The organism is Pseudomonas petrae (genome assembly GCF_021728295.1).
Classification (GTDB): Bacteria; Pseudomonadota; Gammaproteobacteria; order Pseudomonadales; family Pseudomonadaceae; genus Aquipseudomonas; species Aquipseudomonas petrae.
In genome coordinates, this window is record NZ_JAKJXE010000018.1 from 1 (window position 1) to 20,877 (window position 20,877).

Consider the following 20,877-nt stretch of genomic DNA (forward strand, 5'->3'; position numbering starts at 1 on the left):
GCCGTCCGTTAATCTGCGTTCCTGACGCTAATACGCGGTGGATGACCATTCCGCATCCTGGCTTACTCGTCACGCCCTTCCATCATGGTCCGCTTGAGGATTGCGTACACCGCACCTGCGCCGCCATGCTTGGCGATGCACGAAGCAAATCCCAATACCTGCTGGTGCTGGCGCAACCATGTGTTGACGTGGCTCTTGATCATCGGCCGCTTGCCATCCAGCCGCACCGCCTTGCCGTGGGTGATGCGCACGCAGCGCACTTCGAGTTTTGCCGCCTCGGCCAGGAATTCCCACATCGTCTCGCGCGCCATTTCGACGCTCATGCCATGCAGGTCCAGGCTGCCTTCGAAGCTGATCTGCCCAAGCTTGAGCTTGCGCATCTGGCCTTCCTGCACCCCGTCACGTGCCCAGTACAGCGTGTCTTCAGGGCCGACGTCGATCACAAACTGGTCTGACAAACCGTCAACGGTGATCGTCGCATCGGAGCGCACGGTGGCGGCCTGACGCAATTTGGCCAGGTTCTTACGGTCTGTTTTGGGTTTCCCTACGTCCGCATGTTCAGTCTTGATCGGCTTTACGCCGCGAATCTCACTTCTGAACAGGGAAAAGTCGTCGTCTTGCATGGTGGTCTCCGCGAAGGGGGCCAGTTTAACCACGTCACGCCAGAATCGGCGCGACTATCGATGATTAACCAGCAGCGGATGACGCGAAGGTCAGTCGTGTTTCTTCATCAGATGGGGGGACATGTTGAGTTCGCCGGCACGACGACGACGGCGACGACTGCGGCGCCAGAACCAGATGCCGACATACAGCATCAGCAAACCGACAATCACCGTCACCACGGCGCCAGCCGGACTCGCGTTGAGTTCGCCCAGCGCGACAGGGTTGCCGATCAAACTGGCCACGCCGGCCATGGCCAGCAGCACGCCAGCGGTAGCCAGAACGGCCGAAATCGCAGCAATTATGCGCATCCGCCAGCTGCCTTGGCCCTTGGGGCGCAGGCGACGGGCATCAAAACCATCGGATATTTTCATTCCGATTTCCTCTATGGGTATCGGCGCTCTGACCAGTACAGGGTGGTGTGGTTCCCGCCTGGCCAGGTTTCAGGGGCATCACGGGTCGATAACGGATAGGCGGTCAGGTGAACAGGATCACCCTGCCTGACGACTGCATTTGTACGCCTTTTCTACAGGAACTGCCGGAAAATGATCTGCGCGAGGGGCATGCGCAGTCAGCTCGGTTACAACAGCTCCTGTCGAGCGCGGGTTCAGATCAGGTCTTTGGTCAGCGCCAGTTTGGCGAAGTTGTCGTTCATGATTGCCATCTCCGCCTGCTGCACCAGCTCGGCCTTGATGACGCCGCTCGGGGTCGGCAGGTCGCGGGTGGCGCAGGCGTCTTCAACCAGCGTGCAGCGAAACCCGTAATCCTTGGCCGCGCGCACGGTGGTGCTGACGCTGGAGTGGCTCATGAACCCGCAGACCACGAGGTCAAGCCGGCCACGGCTTTCCAGCAGGCTGTGCAGGGTAGTGCGGTCGTCGGTGGAGACGGTGCCATTCAGCGCATTGGGCAGGCGTTTTTCGATGATGATTTCATCACCCTGAGGCTGCAATTCGGGGACAAATTGACCGCGCTCGCCTTGGGGATCAAACATCCCGCCCACGGTGCCCAGATGGCGCACGTGAATGATTGGCGACTTCGCTGCACGCGCTGCTTCGACCAGTTTGACGATGTTATTGATGGCGTCCTGAACGCCGGTCAGGGCGAGGGGGCCGCTGAGGTATTCCTTTTGCGCATCGATGATGATCAGGGTGGCATTACTCAAGGTGGCCGCTGCGTATTCACGGCCACTGAGTTGAAACATGGTCTTCGGACCAGTGTTTGAAACAGACATCGGGGGGCTCCTTCGAGTGGGGCTTTTGCCACATTGTCCACTGGCAGAGCGATTCTGTGAACCGCCATGCTCACAGGCCTCGCTTTTTTGCCGGGCTTCAAGCCGTCGGGCAGGTCGCGGTTGCTGTCATAGTGCCTGCAAAACGAGGCAAAGACTGCGGAAAGTTTCGCGCGTGGCCGCCGCGCCCGGTGCGGGATCGTTTGTTGCGTGGATGGCTGATAGAATCGCCCGTCGTTTTTTCAAGGAGTCTGCCGTGATCACTTCCCGCCTGCGCACCCTGCGCGATCATATCCGTTGGGCTGTCAGCCGTTTCCATGGGGAAGACCTGTTTTTCGGTCATGGCACCGACAACGCGTGGGACGAAGCTCGCCAACTGGTGCTCGGCGCCCTGCATTTGCCGTGGGAAATTGCCGACAGTTACCTGGACTGCAACCTTGAAGACGAAGAGCTGGTTGAGGTTCAACACCTGATCAAGCGACGCATTGAGGAGCGCGTGCCCACGGCGTATCTGCTGGGTGAGGCGTGGTTCTGCGGGATGTCATTCATCGTCGACGAGCGCGTGCTGATTCCGCGCTCGCCCATCGGTGAATTGATCGAACAGCGGTTCGCACCCTGGCTGGCCAACGATCCGGCGCGAATTCTTGACCTCTGCACCGGCTCCGGCTGCATTGGCATCGCCTGCGCCGACGTGTTCCCCAACGCTGAAGTGGTGTTGGCCGATCTGTCGTTCGAGGCGCTGGAAGTGGCAAATCAGAACATCGAGCGCCATGGTGTGGATCAGCACGTGTACACCGTGCAGGGCGATGGTTTTGACGGTCTGCCGGGTCAGCGTTTTGACCTGATCGTGTCCAACCCGCCGTACGTCGATGCCGAAGATTTCGCCGACATGCCCGATGAATACCAGCACGAACCCGAGCTGGCGCTGGCCTGCGGTGACGACGGCTTGAATCTGGTGCGTCGCATGCTGGCCCAGGCTGCGGATCATCTGAACGAGAAGGGCTTGTTGATCGTGGAAGTCGGCAACAGCCAGGTTCACGTCGAAGCGCTGTACCCGGAAGTGGATTTCGCCTGGCTGGAATTCGAGCGTGGCGGCCACGGCGTGTTCATGCTGACGGCCGAGCAGTGCCGCAATCATCAAGACCTGTTCGCGGCGCGGGTGTAGGCAAGCAATCGGCTGGCCTCTTCCCGGCTAAAGCCGGTCCTACCCGCATGCAACGTAGGACCGGCTTCAGCCGGGAAGGCGTCGGCATTCACACCACAAATCTAATGGCAAGCACACCGGCCTCTTCCCGGCCAAAGCCGGTCCTACTCGCATGCAACCCGTAGGACCGGCTTCAGCCGGGAAGGCGCCGGCATTCACACCACATATCTGATGGCAAGCACACCGGCCTCTTACCGCCTTAACGCCGGGTCACCGATGCGTCGCAATCCAGATCAGCAGGCCGGCCTGAAACACGGCAAAGGTGACCAGGCAGGCGATGGTGAAGCGCAAGCCGCTGTCGTCCCGGCGGTATTTGCTGACCTTGTCTTCCGATTTCTTGATCGTGACGTCCTGTTCCTGAATTCTCTGTTCGGCCTGTTGCAACATCTGCGCGGCGTCGAGGATCTGCACGACCTGGATTTTGTCGGCGTTCCAGGTGTTATTGAGGTTGCCGACCTTGGCGTCCTTGATGGTGCCTTTCAGGTGCTGCGCATCGGCGTAGACAACTTCGAAACCCTGGGTCTTGAGGAAGTGATCACGACGCAGGCGTGTGTCCTCGTTGAGCGCATCCTTGTTGGCCAGCGCAATGCCTTCGATCTTGTACTCGGCGCAACGTTTCTGCGCCCAGCTGATGCCCTGAGCCAGCATGAAACGCCCCATGCCGCGGTTCCACGGATCGATCTGCAAGCCTGATGCAGGGCCCACGCGAACGCTTCGATTGGCGTGATCCACCCAGATATCCAGATGATTCTGCTCCTTGCGGGTCTTTTGCCCCGGCAGCTGATAGCTCATGCGCAGCAGGCTGAATTCCTTGTTGTGGCGCTCGGCCTTGCCGAACTCGACGAAGCGCAGCGGGCGGGCGCCGGTTGCGCGGTCGGTAGGCAGGGGCGCCAGACGCAGCATCGAGAAGTGCTCGGCGTGCACTTCTTCCCACAAGACAGGCGCGGCGACCTCGCCTTCTTTGGCATCGGTCGGCTCGACCGCGTCGGTTTGCATGGTTGCTTCTGTCATCACGGCGATCCTGTTATCGACATTGCCCGGCACATGGCACCGGCACACGGTGCCAGCAGACAGTTATCGGCCGTTTCTGACGAAGCTGAAGGGATCGTGCGTCAACTCGCGCGTTGAGTTGAAGAGCACCGGCCTCAGGCGGCCGGTACCGAGTCGAGAAATTTCAGGATGCGATCGGTCACTTCGCTGGCCAACGGCAACTGCGGATCCTTGTAGGAAGCCAACTGCCGCTTGATGTCCATGGGCACGATACGCAGCACGTGGTTCATGCCGTCGATGATCGCCAGTTGCGAGTCGGGTTTGGCCTTGTGCAGCAGCTCGGCGTCGCCCACGCCCACCTGCATGTCGTTGCGCCCCTGAATGATCAGCGTCGGGATTTTCAACTGCCCGAACGCCGCCGTCGGGTTCTGCCGGAACAGTGAAATCAGATACGGCTGCACGCTCGGGCGGAAAACCACCTGAAGGGGCTCGGGCACGTCGCTGTCAGTCTTGCCGGCTTTGATCTCCTCGATCAGTTGCTCGCTGCGCGCCAGCAGCGCAGGAGGGAGGCGATCCTGCAGTTGCTCGCGGACCACTTGATCCACCGGGCGACCGGTGCCCGCCACGGAGATCAACGCCACGGCGCCCGCGCGTTCCGCCGCGAGGGTAGCGACGAGCGCGCCCTCGCTGTGGCCCATCAGGATCAAAGGCCCCAGGCGCGGGTCGGTTTTGAGTTTGGCGCTCCAGGCGACGGCGTCGTCGACGTACTTCTCGATGCTCAGATCGCGCTCGTCCGGGGTGGCGGGGCGACTGGCCGCGACACCGCGCTTGTCATATCGCACGCTGGCGATGTTGTGCTTGGCGAGGATCAGGGCGAGACGCTTCATGCTGTCGTTGCGTCCGCCGTCGGAGTTGTTGCCGTCACGGTCGGTCGGCCCTGAACCTGCGATGATCAACACCACCGGCACCGGATTCGGTGACTTGGGCAGCAGCAGCGTGCCGAATAGCTCGCCGGTGCCGGTGTCCAGGCTGATGGGGCGCTGCAGCACGACGGGCGTTCCGGCGTGGGCGATGGATGACAGCAGGGTCAGGCTCAAGATGATCGCTCGCAGCGGCCAGAAGCCGCGAATCAGGGGTAAGGCGCTTAGCATTGCAGGACCGTCATCAATAAAGTGTCAATTGGACGCGGGCAAATGAATAAGGTTCGAGGATGAACTGCGCCATAAGCCTGCGTATACTGGCGCGCTTGAGTTTTTGAACGTCTTCGGAGCCTCCCGCATGTCCGGCAATACCTACGGCAAGCTGTTCACTGTCACCACTGCCGGCGAAAGCCACGGTCCTGCACTGGTTGCCATCGTTGACGGCTGCCCGCCGGGCATCGAGCTGTCGCTGGAAGACCTGCAGCGTGACCTCGACCGCCGCAAGCCGGGGACCAGCCGCCACACCACCCAGCGTCAGGAGCCCGACGAGGTCGAAATCCTCTCTGGCGTCTTCGAAGGCAAGACCACCGGCGCGTCCATCGGCCTGCTGATTCGCAACACCGATCAGAAGTCCAAGGACTACTCCGCGATCAAGGACCTGTTCCGGCCCGCCCACGCCGATTACACCTACCACCATAAATACGGCATCCGCGACTACCGTGGCGGCGGTCGTAGCTCCGCGCGGGAGACCGCCATGCGCGTCGCAGCCGGTGCCATCGCCAAGAAGTTTCTCGCCACTCAGGGCATTACCGTTCGCGGTTACATGAGCCAGCTCGGCCCGATCGAAATCCCGTTCAAGACTTGGGATTCGGTGGAAGACAACGCCTTCTTCAGCCCCGACCCGAGCAAGGTGCCGGAGCTGGAAGCCTACATGGATCAACTGCGTCGCGATCAGGATTCAGTGGGCGCGAAGATCACCGTCGTCGCCGAAGGGGTGATGCCGGGGCTGGGCGAGCCGATTTTCGACCGTCTCGACGCCGAACTCGCCCACGCGCTGATGAGCATCAACGCGGTCAAGGGCGTCGAGATCGGCGCCGGCTTTGCCAGCGTTGCCCAGCGCGGCACCGAGCACCGCGATGAAATGAGCCCCGAGGGTTTTCTGTCGAACAACGCCGGCGGCATTCTGGGCGGGATTTCATCCGGGCAGCCGATCGTGGCGCACCTGGCCCTGAAAGCGACCTCCAGCATCACCACGCCGGGGCACTCGATCGACGTTGATGGCAACTCCGTCGAGGTCATCACCAAGGGCCGCCACGACCCGTGCGTCGGCATCCGCGCCACGCCCATTGCCGAAGCGATGATGGCCATCGTGCTGGTCGACCACTTGCTGCGCCATCGCGGGCAAAACAGCGATGTGCGCGTGACGACGCCGATTCTGGGTCAGCTGTAATGCCTGAGCCGCGCGTCGCCGCCACGGTCATCTGAGCGTGGCAGCGCTTCCTTACTGGCGGCTCGCCAGCTTCTACCTGTTCTATTTCGCCTTGCTCGGGGCCACGGCGCCCTACATGGCGCTGTACTTCAGCCACTTGGGATTTTCCGCCGCGCGCATCGGCGAACTGGTGGCGATCCCGATGCTGATGCGCTGCGTTGCGCCCAATGTCTGGGGCTGGCTCGGCGATTACACCGGCCGACGTCTGACCATCGTGCGCTTCGGCGCCATTTGCGGATTGGCGTGCTTTAGCCTGATTCTCGTCGACACGTCCTACGCCTGGCTGGCGATGGTCATGGCCCTCTATGCGTTTTTCTGGCATGCGGTTCTGCCGCAGTTTGAAGTCATCACGCTGACGCATTTGCAAGGCCAGACTTCCCGCTACAGCCAGATCCGGCTGTGGGGATCGATCGGCTTCATCCTCTCGGTGGTGGTGTTGGGCCGGATGCTGGAGTGGTTCAGCCTGGATGACTACCCGCAACTGCTGCTGTTGATCCTACTCGGCATTGTTGCCAGCAGTTGGTGGGTGCCGAACGCGCAGCCGGTGGTCTCGGGTGTGCGGGTCGCGGGCGAGGGGTTTCTCAGGCAATTGATCAGGCCGGGCGTGCTGGCGTTTTACATCAGCGTCGCCCTGATACAACTGAGCCACGGGCCGTATAACACCTTTCTCACGCTGCACCTGGAACACCTCGGTTACAACCGCGGCATCATTGGCCTGCTTTGGGCGCTGGGGGTGATCGCCGAAGTGTTGATGTTCATGGTCATGAGCCGTGTGCTGCAGCGGTTCAGCGTTCGTCAGGTGCTGATCACCAGCTTCGTGATCGCTGCATTGCGCTGGCTTTTGCTGGGTAATCTGGCCGATCATCTGGCAATTCTGATCGTCGCCCAACTGATGCACGCGGCTACCTTCGGCAGCTTTCATGCCTCGGCCGTGCATTACGTGCAACGCAGCTTTGGCCCGCGCCAGCAAGGTCAGGGTCAGGCATTGTATGCCGCCCTTTCCGGCACTGGCGGGGCGATGGGCGCTTTGTATTCCGGGTACAGCTGGAACGCGCTGGGCGCCAGTTGGACCTTTGCCATTGCGAGTCTGGCGGCCGTGGCCGCTGCTGTTCTGACCGCCACATGTATGAAAGAGGAGCGCGTATGAGTCGCGAAGCACTGGCTCGGGAAATCATCGAAGCGGGGCAGTTTCTGTACGGCCGGGGCTGGTCGCCTGCCACCAGCAGCAATTATTCCGTGCGCCTGTCGCCGACCGAAGCACTGCTGACCGTCTCCGGCAAGCACAAGGGCCAGTTGGGCGTGGACGACGTACTGGCCACCGACCTTGCCGGCAACAGCCTGGAGCCCGGCAAAAAGCCGTCGGCTGAAACCCTGCTGCACACGCAGCTTTATAGCTGCAAGCCGGCGGTGGGCGCCGTGCTCCACACCCATTCGGTCAACGCCACCGTGCTGTCCCGGCTCACTGCCGGTGATCATCTGGTGTTCGAGGACTACGAGCTGCAAAAGGCCTTCAGCGGCGTTTCTACCCATGAGTCGAAAGTGGTGGTGCCGATTTTCGACAATGATCAGGACATCGCCCGGCTCGCAGACAAGGTTCAGCCCTGGCTGGATCAACACCCTGACTGCGCCGGTTACCTGATCCGCGGTCATGGTTTGTATACCTGGGGCGCGAAGATGAGCGATGCCTTGCGCCAGATCGAAGCCTTCGAATTCTTGTTCGAATGCGAGCTCAAGACGCTGTCCGTGCTCAACCGCTGATCCCTGATCTCCGCAACGATCAATGCACCCCAGCGTTCCCACTGCCTGAATCAACGCGTCGGATCGGCCCCAGAGCCGACAGACGCGGAACGAACCGAGGAAGCCCCGCAATGAGCAGTCTGTCCGTTTACCACGTGTCATCCCCCGAGCTGCCCAACAAGGTGCTGACGCACCTGGAAGACATTGCCTCGACCCTGGCCGAGCACGGCGTGGCGTTCGACCGCTGGCAGGCGGCGACGCCGATCACTCCCGGTGCCAGTCAGGAGGAGGTCATCGCGGCCTACCGCACCCAGATCGACAGGCTGATGACCGAGCGCGGTTACGTGACCGTCGATGTGATCAGCCTCAACAGCGACCACCCGCAGAAGGCCGAGCTGCGCGCCAAGTTCCTTGAGGAGCATCAGCATGGCGAGGATGAAGTGCGTTTCTTCGTCGCCGGCCGTGGGCTGTTTACCCTGCACATCGACGATTTCGTCTATGCCGTGCTCTGTGAGAAAAACGACCTGATCTCGGTTCCGGCCGGCACCCGACACTGGTTCGACATGGGCGAGCACCCGCATTTCGTCGCCATTCGCCTGTTCAATAACCCGGAAGGCTGGGTGGCGAAGTTCACCGGCGAGAGCATCGCCAGCCAGTTCCCGCGTCTGGAAGACTGATTCATCATGACCATCAAAGTGATCCTGACCGACATCGAAGGCACCACCAGCGCCGTGAGCTTCGTCTTCGACGTGCTTTTTCCGTACGCCAGACAGCATCTGCCCGCGTTCATCCGCGAGCATGCCGGCGAACCTGACGTGGCTGCGCAATTGCAGGCCGTGCGCATCGACAATGCCGAGCCCGATGCAAGCGTCGATCGGGTGATCGAGATCCTGCTGCAATGGATCGCCGAAGATCGCAAGGCCACGCCGCTCAAGGCATTGCAAGGGATGGTCTGGCAGCAGGGTTATCAGGCCGGGCAGCTCAAGGGGCACGTCTACCCGGATGCCGTTGAGGCGCTGAAACGCTGGCATCAGGCGGGGTATGCGCTCTACGTCTACTCCTCGGGTTCGATCCAGGCACAGAAGCTGATCTTCGGCTGCTCCGAGGCGGGTGATCTGTCCGGACTGTTCAGCGGCTACTTCGACACCACCTCCGGGCCCAAGCGGGAGGAGGCGTCCTATCGATCGATTGCGTCGAGCATCGGGCAGCCGGCGCAATCGTTTCTGTTTCTGTCCGACATCGTCGAAGAGCTCGATGCGGCGCAACAGGCCGGCATGGCCACCTGCGCACTGGTGCGCGATGGTGGAGCACTGGACGGGCACATCAACGTCAGCCGTTTTACGGCGATAGAGCCCAGCGCTTTCTGACGATTCACGCTCGCTGAAAATCGACGGCCGATGTCTCTGACATTGGCCGTTTTTGTATCCAAATGAGGAAAAATGTAAGTTGGTTTTTGTTCGTTTGTGGGAAGTTGCTTGTTTCACGGTCAGGCATGCCTGTTTGTTTTCGACGCTGTGTTTAACCCTCCTCGACTGTGTAACCCTTCGCCTGTCGGGCCCTGACAGCTTTTGAATACGCCTCGTGCGGTCGTGTTGACGACAGCACCTGGCGCCGTTTTTCAGCTGCCATGCATAAAAAATCCAAGGGGCATCAGGGCCGCGCATTTGATGGTTTTAAACGGGAGGGGACATGAAAAACGCACAGACAGGGACGCTGAGTCCGTTGATACAACAGATGGTCAGCAGCATCACTGAACAGGATGGCGATGCGGCCATCGCCAACGCACTCGACTGGCTGAGGGCCGAATGCCGCAGCGAACGGGCCATGCTGTATCAGTACCGAAATGGCGTACTGCTCAGTTGCATCACGTCGAACGTCGACAGCTACTGGAAGGACCTTTATTGCCAGGGACGCCTGATGATCGAGGACCCGGTCATCCGGTGTTACCGCCACACCATGGGCTTTCTGAATTGGGAAGAGGCCTTCAAAACCTACCCGCCATCACCCGCCTACATGGCTGCGGTTGAGGATTGCGACCTGCTTCCGGCGTGGTCCTATGGGTACAGCAGCCAGACGCGGGCCAATCAGGGTGTCATCACCATCTGCACGCTCAATGGGATGGAGCGCCCGCTGACCCACAATGATCGTTACCTGCTGACAAGTCTGGTGCCGATGCTTCACGTGGCGGGGAAGGGCCGACAACTGCAGACGCGGGCGCTCTCTCCAAAAGAACTGGAGATTCTCAAATGGGCGCGGGAAGGCAAGACGGCGTGGGAGATCGGGCTGATTAAGGAAGTGTCGGAGGCGACCGTCAAGCATCACTTCAAGAGCATCTACGCCAAGCTCGGGGTGACCAATCGCGCGCAGGCGGTGGGCGAGGCGTTGTGTAGAGGGATCATTCAGTAGACGAGCCCTGACAGACAGAGCCGCGATGGTCGCCAGCGCCTGACGTGAGCGCTTCGGGAAAACGCCCAAAAAAAACCGCGATAGCATCAACTATCGCGGGAATTTACAAGGGATGCTTCGATGAGAGTGAAACGTGCTGCAGCCGGAACGCCAGGTTCCGGGCTGGTACTTATCGGGTGTGATAAGTAGGCAAATCAAAACGGTGCTGGCTCTGCAACATCGAGATCGCGGGCAGCTCGCTGGCTTGTGCGGCCAGGTCACGACGAATCGCACTGATCACCCATTCCAGTTGTACTGGGGTGTGCAACTGAGCGTAAGACACACAGCGGCGGATGTTGGTGCCTTCATCGTTGCGCAGAGTCAACAGAACGCCACCGTCCGGACGCGGTTGGGTGGTGACTTCGAAATCGGAAAATACGGATGCGAATTTTTCTTGGATGAAAGTCATGTCTAGAGGCTCCATTGCTCATGGGATAACAAGCTTGGAATGACTAGTGCAGTGACTGTGCCAGCTTTTGGCGTTAAATAAATACCAATTAAATCAGTTAGTTATAGATTTTAAAAAAATACTGCTTCGTGCAATTTGCATGAATGCCGCTCGTGCATCCTGCAATTTACCGGAGTGGGGAGTAAGTAATGGGTGCGGAGGGGGAGGGAGTCGCGCAGTGCGCACACAACTGAGACAGCGGTATCCCGGATTTATTTCCCCTTGTTGCGAAATTTTCTACCCCAGCCGCGAGTCGACCCTATCGAGCTCATTGAAATCGAGGAATTGGCGCCGGTCGCTGAAGCTGGCATGGTTGGCGTCATCTGCAGTGGCGCCATCTGCGGTGCGCCATGAGTGATGGCGCCATCAGTGGAACTACCCGCTTTATACAGGGCTCATAAGTTGCCTGGCCCATAGATCGCTGCATCCTTAGATTTATCCCGCGCACTGCGTTGCGCTACTGGAGTTACGAAATGTCTGAAGCCCCCACCACGCCCGGTTCTGCCACGCGCATGACAGACGAAGAGGCACTCGAATTTGCCGAGCAGGTATTCGACCGGGCCCGTGCTGGCGACGCCCCGATGCTCGACCGGCTGCTGGAAAACGGCTTGACCCCCAACCTTCGCAACCACAAAGGCGACACGTTGTTGATGCTGGCCAGCTATCACGGTCATCAAGACGCAGTGCGCGTGCTGCTCAAGCACAAGGCTGATCCGGAGCTGCGCAACGACAACGGCCAGAGTCCGATCGCTGGCGCTGCTTTCAAAGGCGATCTGGACACCGTGAAGATCCTTGTGGAAGGCGGCGCAGACGTCGAAGGCGCATCAGCCGACGGCCGTACGGCATTGATGATGGCGGCGATGTTCAACCGTACGGCGATCGTCGACTACCTGATCTCCAAGGGTGCCAACCCCCATATCCAGGACGCCAAGGGCGTCACCCCACTAATGGCTGCGCAGACCATGGGCGCGACCGAGACCGCCGAGCAGCTCACCCGTCTGGGGGCGTAAGCGATAGAGGCGCGCAGCATTTCCAGCTATCCTGCGCGCCTGTTTTCCAGCCCCCGGACGATCTGCCATGAAAGCTTCACTCATCGAATTCATCAGCAAGATCAGCTCCGGCTGCATGAGCGATGAAGAAATCGGAAAAATCGCCGACGAGGCCGCCCAGGCTTACGCCGACCCCGAAGCGTTCCTCACCGCCAACCCGGACGTCAATTTCGACGACACTTTCCCAATTCCGCTGGGGGAGTGGGTGGTCATCGGCAGCCTTCCCGACACCGTGTTGCTTCAGGCCGATACCTATCCTGACCTGCTCACCGAGATCATGGCCTCGTTCGGTCCGAACGTGCCGTTCAACATCAAGCCCAAGCAACTGGTCAAAGCCGAGCCACTGGTGGCGCTTAACCGGATTCAGGTGCAGCTTTCCAGCATGAACAAGGACATGGGCGGGTATGTGCTGATGGACGTCAGCGAGCCGCTGGACCACGTGTTGCAAACGGTGCTGGTCTACGGCGCTGACGTCGAGCGGGTCATGGCCCTCGGCGTTGAACTCGGCATATTGATAGAGCCCGCGCTGGAGGCGCTTAAGGCGCAGGTTTGATCTCCGTCGACGCGTGTTGCTGCGCGGCGAAATATCCCTGCCGACCAACGGAACCCTCATCGCAGCCCGCCACTCTCAAGTGGGCAAGCCTTCAATAAGGAGCAACACCATGGGTTCTACCTTCAACGGTCTGATTGGCCTGATCATTCTGGCGCTGGATATCTGGGCCATCATCAACGTGCTGAAAAGCGGCGCGGAAACCGGGAAGAAAATTCTCTGGATTTTGCTGATCGTCATCCTGCCGGTGCTGGGCCTGATCATCTGGGCAATCGCTGGCCCGCGTGGCAACGTGCGTATCTAGTATTGCAGCAAGGCTTCAGAACACATGACGCCCGACTGGCCTGGCCAGTCGGGCGTTTGTGTTTGGGCGAATCACCCTCGCGCCACCACGACATTCGACCTGTCATGCTTCGCAACGTAGAATGCGCGCCTTCTTGTGGGCGGCCCGCCGTCCTGTCATCAGTAGTTATCGGGGACTCCATCCATGAGCGATTATCAAGAAACGTTGTACGAAGGCTATGGCCAGCGCTTTCGCATGGAAAAAATGCTGCATGAAGTGCGCACCGAGCATCAGCATCTGGTGATCTTCCAGAACCCGCGCATGGGCCGCGTCATGGCGCTGGACGGCGTAATTCAAACCACCGAAGCCGACGAATTCATCTACCACGAGATGCTCACCCACGTGCCGATTCTGGCCCATGGCCGCGCCAAACGCGTCCTCATCATCGGCGGTGGCGATGGCGGCATGCTGCGCGAAGTCGCCAAGCACGCGACGGTCGAGCACATCACCATGGTCGAGATCGACGGCACCGTGGTCGAGATGTGCAAGGAGTACCTGCCGAATCACTCCAAAGGCGCTTTCGATGATTCGCGTCTGAACCTGGTCATCGACGATGGCATGCGCTTCGTTGCCAATACCCAGGAAAAATTCGACGTCATCATTTCCGATTCGACCGACCCGATCGGGCCCGGCGAAGTGCTGTTCTCGGAGAATTTCTATCAGGCCTGCCATCGCTGCCTCAACGAAGGTGGCATTCTGGTCACGCAGAACGGTACGCCGTTCATGCAGCTGAGCGAAGTGCAGACCACGGCAGGGCGCATGAACGGTCTGTTCGCCGACTGGCATTTCTATCAGGCAGCAGTGCCCACTTATATTGGCGGCGCGATGACCTTTGCCTGGGGGTCGACGGATTCCCAACACCGCAAGATTTCGCTGGATACGTTGCATCAGCGATTCGCCGGCAGCGGCATCGTCACCCGTTACTACAATCCTGAGGTCCACATCGGCGCCTTCGCATTGCCGCAATACGTCCTGCAGGCGATCAGCAAGCCAAGCAACGCGTGACGGCGGATTATGTTACGTAAACCTGACATCCATGGGCCGATGTCAGGTAAACGTAACTTCTCCTTGATCGTCACTCATGTCACGTATACATTCCATTCATTGTTGAATGTTATGCAGGCGTGACAAATGGACGCGACGTTATTGCTGGAACGGTTGGGCAGTCAGATCGAAGACATGCGTAAATCCCGCGGCCTTACTCAAGTTCAGCTGGCCTACCAGTCGGGCATGACGCGGCAAAAGCTCGCCGAAGTCGAAAAAGGCAGCCCGACCGTGGCGGTGAATTTCTACGCCAAGGTTCTGGCCGCGTTGAATGCCGAGATAAAAGTCGTTTCCGCCCGACGCCCGACGTTTGAAGAGCTGCGCGAGGTGTTCCAGTGAAACCGCTGGATCGTGTACGCATTTTTACCCCGGAGGGTGAGAGCGGTGAGCTGTCGGCGTCGGAGCCCGGCGACTACCTGTTTCGCTACGGCCTGGACGCCAGCCCGGAGTCGCAGATCAGCCTGACCATGGGCGTTCGCGATGCGGCTTACGTATCGCGCAGCCTGCATCCCGTCTTCCAGATGAACCTGCCCGAAGGCTTCGTGCTGGAACAGTTGCGCAATCGCCTCGCTAAAACCACGCCCATCAACCCCATGCTGCTCATGGCATTGACCGGCAGCGGTTCGCCGGTCGGCCGCGTGGCCGTGGCATCGCCCATGATTGACGACCTGCTGGGTGGCGCGGGCCCCGTCGCAGGCAAAAGTCTGGGGCAGATACTCAGTTGGGACGGGACGCAGGATCTGTTTGCCGAACTGGTCGATCAGTATATTTTGCGCACAGGGATTTCAGGCGTTCAGCCCAAAGTCATCGTGCCCGACTCGGATTTCGTTACGGACCCGAAAGCCACGCTGTTGATGCCTGAATTGATCGTCAAGTCGGGGAGGGCGGACTTCCCCGGGCTGGCTGTCAACGAATACGTGTGCATGGACGCTGCGCGCAGAGCCGGCATGCCGGTACCGGAATTTTATCTGTCGGATAACCGCCAGCTGTTCGTCATGCGCCGCTTTGATCGGGACGCTGAGCAACGCGCCATCGGCTTCGAGGACATGGCCGTGCTGATGGGCCTGGGCACGGAACAGAAATACGACTCCAGCTACGAAAACATCGCCAAGGCCATTCGCCTGTTCTGCGCGCCTGAGCACGTGCGTGATTCGCTGGATCAGTTCTTCGACATCGTCGCGCTCAGTTGCATGGTCGGCAACGGCGATGCCCATCTGAAGAACTTCGGGGTGCTGTATCGCGACCCGCTGGGAGCGGACGCTCAGCTGGCACCGGCCTACGACATCGTCAACACCACCGCGTATATAAAAGACGACGCGCTCGCCCTGCGCCTGGATGGCTCGAAAAGCCTGTTCGGATCGCGGCTCGGCATTCTGAGCCTGGCGTCGACCTGTGACATACGCAAACCGAACGTGCGCATCGCGCGGCTGATCGCGGCAGTGCAGACGTCGCTGCAGGAAAACGCCTCGCTCACCCCCCACGCACCCCATGTCTTCGAAGCCATCGAACACGCCGTCGAGCGGTATGCCCAGACGTTCAAGGTTTAATCGCGATTCAAGGCTTTGTAAGAAAATATGAGAGGGGACATTAATCAACGGAATTTTCACCGTTTCTTCGGGAAGATTCGCGCCGTGCCAAGCCCGCCAACTGCCGAGCCTGCCAACTGATTGAGATAAACGTTTAAGCCGATCCGTCATGAAGAATGCGCGGGATCGGTGGTAAACCGCGAGGGTTCACGTAATATTTGGCCCCCGCAGCCCGGACCGGCATTTCGATGTGGTCGAGCGCACAGCTTTTTGAACCTAAACCTGAATCCAACGGATCCCACAACACATGGCCAAAACGGACGCCCCGGCGCGCGCGCCGCAACCTACCGTCAAATCGCACCTGGCCTATACGCTCCTGAGCGGCCTGGTGCTGATGGTCCTGTACACCCTGTTGCGCGTTGCGCTGCTGGTCTATAACCGCGAAGGCATCGGTGAGACGCCGGTTTCGACGTTCGTCGAGGCGTTCGGCAATGGCCTGCGATTCGATTTGCGTCTGGTCGTGTACATCCTGATTCCCCTTCTGCTGTCCCTGTTCAGCGCGCGCATGATGGCGGCCCGTGGGGTCTTTCGCTTCTGGCTGACGCTGGTCGCCAGCCTGACCGCGTTCTTCGGCCTGATGGAGATGGATTTCTACCGTGAATTCCACCAGCGCCTGAATGGCCTGGTTTTCCAGTACGTCAAAGAAGACCCGAAAACCGTTCTGAGCATGATCTGGTACGGCTATCCGGTGGTTCGCTATCTGTTGGCGTGGGCACTGCTGACCTGGCTGCTGAGCCTGATCTTCAAAGGCGTTGATCGCGTAACCCGGCCGCGTGGCGGGTTCAACGTTGCCAGCGCCGACAACCGTGTGGTCGCGCCGTTGTACAAACGCGCCGTTGTCTTCCTGCTGTGCCTGGTGGTCGCGGTGATCGCCGCACGCGGCACCCTGCGTCAGGGCCCTCCGCTGCGTTGGGGCGATGCGTACACCACTGACTCCAACTTCGCCAACACCCTGGGCCTGAACGGCACGCTGACGCTGATCGCGGCGGCGAAGAGCCGAATGTCCGAAGACCGCGACAATATCTGGAAGGCGACGCTGCCTCAGGCCGAAGCCCAACAGATCGTCCGCGACATGCTGCTGACCGCCAACGAAAAGCTGATCGATCCAGACAAAGCCGCTGTGCGTCGTGACTTCACGCCGCCGCCGGCCAACACGCTGCCGATCAAGAACGTCGTCGTGATCCTGATGGAAAGCTTCGCCGGCCATTCGGTGGGTGCGCTGGGTGACGAATCGAACATCACGCCTTACTTCGACAAACTGTCCCAGGAAGGTCTGCTGTTCGATCGTTTCTTCTCCAACGGTACGCACACCCATCAGGGCATGTTCGCGACCATGGCCTGCTTCCCGAACCTGCCCGGCTTCGAGTACCTGATGCAGACGCCGGAAGGCAGCCACAAGCTGTCCGGTTTGCCGCAGCTGCTCAGCGCGCGCAAGTATGACGACGTGTACGTCTACAACGGTGACTTTGCCTGGGACAACCAGTCGGGCTTCTTCAGCAACCAGGGCATGACCAACTTCATTGGCCGCAATGACTTCGTCAACCCGGTGTTCTCGGACCCGACCTGGGGCGTGTCCGATCAGGACATGTTCGACCGTGGCGCCGAGGAACTGAAAGCCCGCGAAGCCAAGGGCAAGCCGTTCTATGCCTTGCTGCAAACCCTGTCCAACCACACGCCGTACGCACTGCCGGCGAATCTGCCGGTCGAGCGCGTCACCGGGCATGGAACGCTGGATGAACACCTCACCGCCATGCGTTATTCAGATTGGGCGCTGGGTCAGTTCTTCGAGAAGGCCAAGAAAGAGCCTTACTACAAGGACACGCTGTTTGTGGTCGTCGGTGACCACGGCTTCGGCAACAACGAGCAGATCACCGAAATGGACCTGGGCCGCTTCAACGTCCCGATGCTGATGATCGCCCCGGGCCTGCAAGACAAGTTCGGCAAGCGAAGCAGCATCGTCGGCACGCAGATCGACATCGTGCCGACCATCATGGGCCGCCTGGGTGGCGATACCGTGCACCAGTGCTGGGGCCGCGACCTGCTCAATCTGCCGGCGGGAGACGAGGGCTTCGGTGTGATCAAGCCGTCGGGCAGCGAGCAGACCGTGGCGCTGGTCACCGGCAACCGGATCCTGATCGAACCCAAGGAAATGGAGCCGAAGGTGTACAGCTACGAGTTGGGCACCAAGCCCCACGCCGAGCTGATGCCGAACGCGCCGGACGTCGCCGAGTTGCGCAAGAAGCTCGACAGCTTCCTGCAGACCGCGACCAAGAGCCTGCTGGACAACACGGCAGGGGTCAAGGACGCCAAGCCACAATGACCGCAGCCTGATGAAAACGCCCCGAGACCGGGGCGTTTTTTTTGCCTGCGGATCTATGGGGTCAGGCTGTTAGCGTCAGGCGTGTGCTGACGATTCGGGTTGAACGTCATTGCGCTGCAAGGGTCAAGATCACTAGGCCGTTGTCCGGCCTTTACTGAGGAGGCATTGATGAAAGTGTGGACTATTTCGTTTCTGGACAAAGACGGCGTACAGCAAGCCCTCGATCTTGAATCCGATCACCGTCCCAGTGAAGAAGAGGCTGCGCAGCGACTTCGTCCGATCCTGTTTCCGGTCGCCAGTGATCTTGATCTGAACGACCTCGACGGTCGCACTGCCGAGCCCACCGTGAAGACACTCAAAGAGCAGAACGCGGTACAGATCATCTCCATCGTCGAGGCTTCGTAAGAGGGCTGCATTTCCCGCCATCCTGCCAATTGGCAACGCACTGTCAATGGGCGTACTCTGCCAGCGAGGTCGGTGAAGCATCTACCCGAGTTTGCTTGCGTACGTATGCCCGTTTTGTAAAACGCACCGGCCTTGTCAGCGACATGCTTGAGTCCCGGGCGGCAGATGACCTGCCGCTACACGCCTCGCCATCGAGGGGTGTTTCGGGATAGTTGAAACTCTATCTATCGTTGCATAGGAGGACGTTTCATGAGCACAGCCTATCAAGAAGACGTCAGCAGCCATGTTCTGCGCTGCATGAAAGAAGGCGGTTTCGACTTCGCACGCATTCACCCCATCGAGTTCTATGCCACCTTTCCGGATGAGGACCGGGCGCGTCAGGCTGCGGAAAAATTTCGTGGCGAGTCAGTCAATGTCCAGCTCAATGCTCTGGAAGACGGTGCATGGCACCTGGAACTGAGCAAGTTGATGTATGCGACCTACGACGGGATAGGCGACTTCGAGCAGGATTTCCAGACCGCGATTTTCGGTCTGGACGGGGAGGTTGAAGGATGGGGCGTGAAACAGGAGCTCAAGCGCCTTCATTGACCTGGCTTCGTTGAAAGTCAGACGCGAAAACAAGGCGCAGATAGCCGAACGCTGTCTCCCGGCTCCACGACCAAGCGTGGAGCGGGAGATGCACCGAGCTGAATCACAGGCAAAAAAAAGCCGCTCTCTTGGGAGCGGCGCAAAGGGAATATCGGGTGGTGTTGCCAATAAGGTTTTGAGCCAATCGCCTTGTGAGATCCGGCGGGTTGGTCTGCGGTATGGGGCGATTATGATCAGGTGCTGTAGCGCGCGGAAATGAACTGTGACTATGCCTGCGATAGATTTTCAAAGCGCATGACGCTTCGCCATGAAGCGTCGGGCAACGGGTCAGGGCGCATCGTGCACAGGAATGGTGCGGACGCTCCGGCTGTTTAATTCAACCCATTGATACTAAAGCGTTTATGCCGATGGCACGGGCCTTGCGAAGGCTCTGGTGTCCATGGTGACAAGGAGTACGGCATGATCCGCACCTTTTATGACGAGATGTACGATGCGGGCGGCATAGTTCGTCCGCATTATCGGGAATTCGCCCGCTGGTTGGGCGAAGCGCCGCCTGAGTTGCTCGCTCAGCGTCGGCGTGAGGCCGATCTTTTGTTTCATCGCGCCGGGATCACGTTCACGCTGTACGGCGACGAGCAGGGCACCGAGCGGCTTATCCCCTTCGATACGATTCCGCGCAGCATCCCGGCCAGCGAGTGGCGGGTGGTTGAGCGCGGTTGCATTCAGCGCGTCAAGGCGCTGAACATGTTTCTCGCTGACCTCTATCACGATCAGCGCATCATCAAGGCCGGGATCATCCCTGCCGAACAGGTCCTCGCCAACGAGCAATACCAGTTGGCAATGCAGGGCCTGAATCTTCATCGCGACCTGTATTCGCACATCTCCGGCGTCGATCTGGTGCGTGACGGCGACGGCACGTATTACGTGCTTGAAGACAACCTGCGTACACCCAGCGGCGTGAGCTACATGCTGGAAGACCGCAAGATGATGATGCGGCTGTTCCCCGAGCTCTTCGCCGCCCAACGCATCGCGCCGATCGATCACTACCCGAATCTGCTGCTGGACACCCTGAAAAGCTCAAGCCCGCTGGATAACCCGAGCGTCGTCGTGCTGACCCCCGGGCGCTTCAACAGCGCGTTTTTCGAGCATGCGTTTCTGGCCCGGGAGATGGGCGTCGAACTGGTAGAAGGCGCTGACCTTTTCGTGCGCGATGACCGCGTGTTCATGCGCACCACGGACGGCCCGAAAGCGGTGGACGTGATTTACCGCAGGCTCGATGACGCGTTCCTCGATCCGCTGGCGTTCAATCCGGATTCGATGCTCGGCGTGCCAGGCCTGCTGGCCGCCTACCGCTCGGGCAATGTGGTGCTGGCCAATGCCATCGGCACTGGCGTTGCGGACGACAAGTCGGTCTACCCTTTCGTGACCGACATGATCCGTTTCTACCTCGACGAAGAACCGATCCTCAAGAACGTGCCGACCTGGCAGTGCCGCAAGCCCGAGGAGTTGTCCCACGTGCTCGCCAACCTGGGCGATCTGGTGGTCAAGGAAACCCAGGGCTCCGGTGGATACGGCATGCTCGTGGGCCCCGCAGCCACCGCCGCCGAAATCGAGTCGTTCCGGGCGCGGCTGAAAGCCAAGCCCCACGCGTATATCGCGCAACCGACCTTGTGCCTGTCGACCTGTCCAACCTTCGTCGAGAACGGCATCGCCCCGCGCCACATCGACCTTCGCCCGTTCGTCCTGGCTGGCCGCGAAACCCGTGTAGTGCCCGGTGGTCTCACGCGTGTTGCCCTGCGCGAAGGCTCGCTGGTGGTGAACTCGTCGCAGGGTGGCGGAACCAAGGACACCTGGGTGGTCGAGGATTAAGG

23 protein-coding genes are annotated in these 20,877 nt (G+C 60.0%); 17 read left to right on the forward strand and 6 right to left on the reverse strand.

Features of this window, described 5'->3' with window-relative positions:
- Window positions 1–62: 62 nt before the first annotated feature.
- From L4G42_RS23335 to L4G42_RS23345, 3 genes are all read right to left on the reverse strand, one after another.
- The gene (locus L4G42_RS23335; protein WP_237253876.1) at window positions 63–623 is read right to left on the reverse strand and encodes a Smr/MutS family protein; all 561 of its coding nucleotides are present in this window, start codon (window positions 621–623) and stop codon (window positions 63–65) included.
- Window positions 624–713: 90 nt separating this feature from the next.
- A complete protein-coding gene (locus tag L4G42_RS23340) occupies window positions 714–1,034 on the reverse strand; it encodes a hypothetical protein (RefSeq protein ID WP_133776635.1) in 321 nt (106 codons plus the stop codon).
- Between the two features lie 233 nt (window positions 1,035–1,267).
- Complete coding sequence (locus tag L4G42_RS23345; protein ID WP_237253875.1) at window positions 1,268–1,891, reverse strand: cysteine hydrolase family protein; 624 nt, start codon at window positions 1,889–1,891, stop codon at window positions 1,268–1,270.
- A 253-nt stretch (window positions 1,892–2,144) separates the two neighbouring features.
- On the opposite strand from L4G42_RS23345, the gene prmB reads away from it, so the two are divergent.
- Window positions 2,145–3,053: a 50S ribosomal protein L3 N(5)-glutamine methyltransferase gene (gene prmB, locus L4G42_RS23350; RefSeq protein WP_237253874.1), complete on the forward strand. Its 909-nt coding sequence runs from the start codon at window positions 2,145–2,147 to the stop codon at window positions 3,051–3,053.
- Window positions 3,054–3,302: 249 nt separating this feature from the next.
- Here prmB and L4G42_RS23355 read toward each other — a convergent pair whose 3' ends face one another.
- Together L4G42_RS23355 and L4G42_RS23360 are read right to left on the reverse strand one after the other, a co-directional pair.
- Entirely contained in the window at window positions 3,303–4,103 is an 801-nt protein-coding gene (locus L4G42_RS23355; protein WP_237253873.1) for a hypothetical protein, read from the reverse strand.
- Window positions 4,104–4,237: 134 nt separating this feature from the next.
- A complete protein-coding gene (locus L4G42_RS23360) occupies window positions 4,238–5,233 on the reverse strand; it encodes an alpha/beta hydrolase (RefSeq protein WP_237253872.1) in 996 nt (331 codons plus the stop codon).
- Window positions 5,234–5,360: 127 nt separating this feature from the next.
- Between L4G42_RS23360 and aroC the strand changes: the two genes are divergently transcribed.
- The 6 genes from aroC to L4G42_RS23390 all read left to right on the forward strand — a co-directional run bounded on the left by aroC (window position 5,361) and on the right by L4G42_RS23390 (window position 10,634).
- Entirely contained in the window at window positions 5,361–6,452 is a 1,092-nt protein-coding gene (gene aroC, locus L4G42_RS23365; RefSeq protein WP_237253871.1) for a chorismate synthase, read from the forward strand.
- Between the two features lie 31 nt (window positions 6,453–6,483).
- Window positions 6,484–7,638 (forward strand): MFS transporter, encoded by a 1,155-nt coding sequence (locus L4G42_RS23370; protein ID WP_237253879.1) that lies wholly within the window; start codon window positions 6,484–6,486, stop codon window positions 7,636–7,638.
- Window positions 7,635–8,249: a methylthioribulose 1-phosphate dehydratase gene (locus L4G42_RS23375; protein ID WP_237253870.1), complete on the forward strand. Its 615-nt coding sequence runs from the start codon at window positions 7,635–7,637 to the stop codon at window positions 8,247–8,249. Before L4G42_RS23370 ends, L4G42_RS23375 begins: the two co-directional genes overlap by 4 nt.
- Window positions 8,250–8,359: 110 nt before the next feature.
- A complete protein-coding gene (locus L4G42_RS23380; protein ID WP_074891918.1) occupies window positions 8,360–8,905 on the forward strand; it encodes a 1,2-dihydroxy-3-keto-5-methylthiopentene dioxygenase in 546 nt (181 codons plus the stop codon).
- Window positions 8,906–8,911: 6 nt separating this feature from the next.
- Window positions 8,912–9,595 carry an acireductone synthase gene (gene mtnC / locus L4G42_RS23385; RefSeq protein WP_237261244.1) on the forward strand — a complete coding sequence of 228 codons (684 nt, stop codon included), beginning with the start codon at window positions 8,912–8,914 and terminating at the stop codon, window positions 9,593–9,595.
- Window positions 9,596–9,917: 322 nt separating this feature from the next.
- Window positions 9,918–10,634 (forward strand): helix-turn-helix transcriptional regulator, encoded by a 717-nt coding sequence (locus L4G42_RS23390; RefSeq protein WP_237259980.1) that lies wholly within the window; start codon window positions 9,918–9,920, stop codon window positions 10,632–10,634.
- 169 nt (window positions 10,635–10,803) lie between these two features.
- Here L4G42_RS23390 and L4G42_RS23395 read toward each other — a convergent pair whose 3' ends face one another.
- The gene (locus tag L4G42_RS23395) at window positions 10,804–11,082 is read right to left on the reverse strand and encodes a DUF3509 domain-containing protein (protein WP_037009057.1); all 279 of its coding nucleotides are present in this window, start codon (window positions 11,080–11,082) and stop codon (window positions 10,804–10,806) included.
- 512 nt (window positions 11,083–11,594) lie between these two features.
- Between L4G42_RS23395 and L4G42_RS23400 the strand changes: the two genes are divergently transcribed.
- The 10 genes from L4G42_RS23400 (at window position 11,595) to L4G42_RS23445 (ending at window position 20,875) form a co-directional block, all read left to right on the forward strand.
- Complete coding sequence (locus tag L4G42_RS23400) at window positions 11,595–12,131, forward strand: ankyrin repeat domain-containing protein (RefSeq protein WP_237253867.1); 537 nt, start codon at window positions 11,595–11,597, stop codon at window positions 12,129–12,131.
- 67 nt (window positions 12,132–12,198) lie between these two features.
- Entirely contained in the window at window positions 12,199–12,723 is a 525-nt protein-coding gene (locus tag L4G42_RS23405) for a hypothetical protein (RefSeq protein ID WP_237253866.1), read from the forward strand.
- Window positions 12,724–12,832: 109 nt separating this feature from the next.
- The gene (locus L4G42_RS23410) at window positions 12,833–13,024 is read left to right on the forward strand and encodes a PLDc N-terminal domain-containing protein (protein WP_037009073.1); all 192 of its coding nucleotides are present in this window, start codon (window positions 12,833–12,835) and stop codon (window positions 13,022–13,024) included.
- A gap of 183 nt (window positions 13,025–13,207) precedes the next feature.
- Window positions 13,208–14,068, forward strand: a complete 861-nt coding sequence (gene speE, locus L4G42_RS23415) for a polyamine aminopropyltransferase (RefSeq protein ID WP_192134408.1) — start codon at window positions 13,208–13,210, stop codon at window positions 14,066–14,068.
- 126 nt (window positions 14,069–14,194) lie between these two features.
- Complete coding sequence (locus tag L4G42_RS23420; RefSeq protein WP_237253865.1) at window positions 14,195–14,446, forward strand: helix-turn-helix domain-containing protein; 252 nt, start codon at window positions 14,195–14,197, stop codon at window positions 14,444–14,446.
- A complete protein-coding gene (locus tag L4G42_RS23425; protein ID WP_237253864.1) occupies window positions 14,443–15,654 on the forward strand; it encodes a type II toxin-antitoxin system HipA family toxin in 1,212 nt (403 codons plus the stop codon). Before L4G42_RS23420 ends, L4G42_RS23425 begins: the two co-directional genes overlap by 4 nt.
- Window positions 15,655–15,940: 286 nt before the next feature.
- Window positions 15,941–18,013, forward strand: a complete 2,073-nt coding sequence (locus L4G42_RS23430) for an LTA synthase family protein (RefSeq protein WP_237259978.1) — start codon at window positions 15,941–15,943, stop codon at window positions 18,011–18,013.
- A gap of 168 nt (window positions 18,014–18,181) precedes the next feature.
- The gene (locus L4G42_RS23435; protein ID WP_237253862.1) at window positions 18,182–18,418 is read left to right on the forward strand and encodes a hypothetical protein; all 237 of its coding nucleotides are present in this window, start codon (window positions 18,182–18,184) and stop codon (window positions 18,416–18,418) included.
- 249 nt (window positions 18,419–18,667) lie between these two features.
- Window positions 18,668–19,006: a ribonuclease E inhibitor RraB gene (locus tag L4G42_RS23440; protein ID WP_065989401.1), complete on the forward strand. Its 339-nt coding sequence runs from the start codon at window positions 18,668–18,670 to the stop codon at window positions 19,004–19,006.
- Window positions 19,007–19,465: 459 nt separating this feature from the next.
- Window positions 19,466–20,875: a circularly permuted type 2 ATP-grasp protein gene (locus L4G42_RS23445; RefSeq protein WP_074891898.1), complete on the forward strand. Its 1,410-nt coding sequence runs from the start codon at window positions 19,466–19,468 to the stop codon at window positions 20,873–20,875.
- Window positions 20,876–20,877: the final 2 nt, after the last annotated feature.